Origin of the sequence: Helicobacter mesocricetorum, from assembly GCF_900198605.1 — a bacterium.
Taxonomy (GTDB): Bacteria; Campylobacterota; Campylobacteria; order Campylobacterales; family Helicobacteraceae; genus Helicobacter_D; species Helicobacter_D mesocricetorum.
On record NZ_FZPJ01000070.1, the window covers coordinates 1 to 1,609 of the forward strand.

General features: G+C 34.4%; 1 pseudogene. It reads left to right on the forward strand.

The window, feature by feature from the left end:
• Positions 1-66: 66 nt before the first annotated feature.
• Positions 67-1,506, forward strand: a pseudogene (locus C6H18_RS09365) (DEAD/DEAH box helicase family protein); the annotation flags it as partial.
• Positions 1,507-1,609 lie beyond the last annotated feature (103 nt).

Consider the following 1,609-nt stretch of genomic DNA (forward strand, 5'->3'; position numbering starts at 1 on the left):
AATAAAGAATATACAAGCACTCTTTTGTTATAGTTCCCTTATTTTAGGCGATTAGAAAGGGTAGAGATGATTTTTGAGAGACAAGTTTATCAGCAAGAATGCATAGGCAATGTTATTTCTGTATTACAAGGCTTTGACTTTGACACACATAATGCAGAAAATCTTAAAACTTGTTTAGATAGATTCTACAGCACACATACTATGCCCTTAAAGAATTTAAGCAATAAACTCAATCTTGATATTCTTATGGAGACAGGCACGGGCAAGACTTTTACCTATCTAAACCTCATCTTTGAATTACACCGCAATTTCAATCAAAACAAATTTATTATTTTTGTCCCACGAAAAGCGATTTTAGAATCTGTTAAACAAAACATCAAACTCACTAAAGATTATTTCTACACCCAATACAATAAACACCTCAAAGCCTATGTTTATAGCGATACAAAGAGCCAATCCAACATCATCAATCATTACATTAAAAATACCAATGAACTCTCTGTGTTAATCCTTACCAATAGCTCCATTGACAAAAAGGATAATATTTTAAATAGAAGCAATGAAGGGCTTTTTAATGTAGAGAGTATCTTTACAAATATTGCTAATCTAAAGCCAATTAGCATTATCGATGAACCCCATTTGCTAAAAGGCGAGGCATTTAATAAATATTTTTCACAGATTGATTCTTTGTATTTTCGCTTTGGGGCGACCTTCCCTAAAGAAAAGGAATACGCACTAAGCAATATTGTTTATTGCCTTGATTCTATGAATGCTTTTAATCATTATCTTGTAAAACAAATACGCACACACACTATCATTCAAGACAATACTAGCCCCTATCTCATCAAAGCCGATAATAAGGCAAATGCAACTTTTTCTTATTTTGTCAATGGAATCGAAAAACAAAAAAGAATAACCCTAAACCAAGACTTGGGAGAGCTAGACCCTAAATTTCGGGGGAGTTGCCTTATAAAAATCACCAAAGACAAAGTCTATTTAGACAATGGAGAGATAATCCAAACCAAAAAAAGCTATGTTTTGCAAGAAAGTGAGATTAGTTTATTGTTACAAAAAGCCATTGACTTGCATTTCAAAAAAGAAATAGCCCTATTCCAAAAGGGCATTAAAGCTTTAAGCTTGTTTTTTATCCCTAGCATTGAGGACTTTAGGGGCGAAGAGCCTTTTATCAAAAAGGAATTTGAGAGAATCTATAAGCAAAAGCGAGAGGAGGTTTTAAGGCAGAATCTCCCCCAAGAGTATAGGGAATATTTAGACCAAGACTTTGACAAAGACAATGTTTTACGCGTGCATCAGGGCTATTTTAGTGGCGATAGCCTAAAGCTAACCAAGAAAAAAGAAAGCAACAAAGAAAACATCGAAGCAAACGATATAAAAATGATTTTAGAGGAAAAAGAAAAGATTCTTTCTTTTCAAACCCCTTTGCGGTTTATCTTTAGCGTATGGGCGTTGCAAGAGGGTTGGGATAATCCAAATATCTTTACGCTTGGTAGTGTATAATACGCTTGAATTTTAGGCTAAGGAATAGAATGTTCTCTCTCCCCTCTCGCCGCTACACAGGGGCAAAGACAAAGCTACTAGATAAAATTGA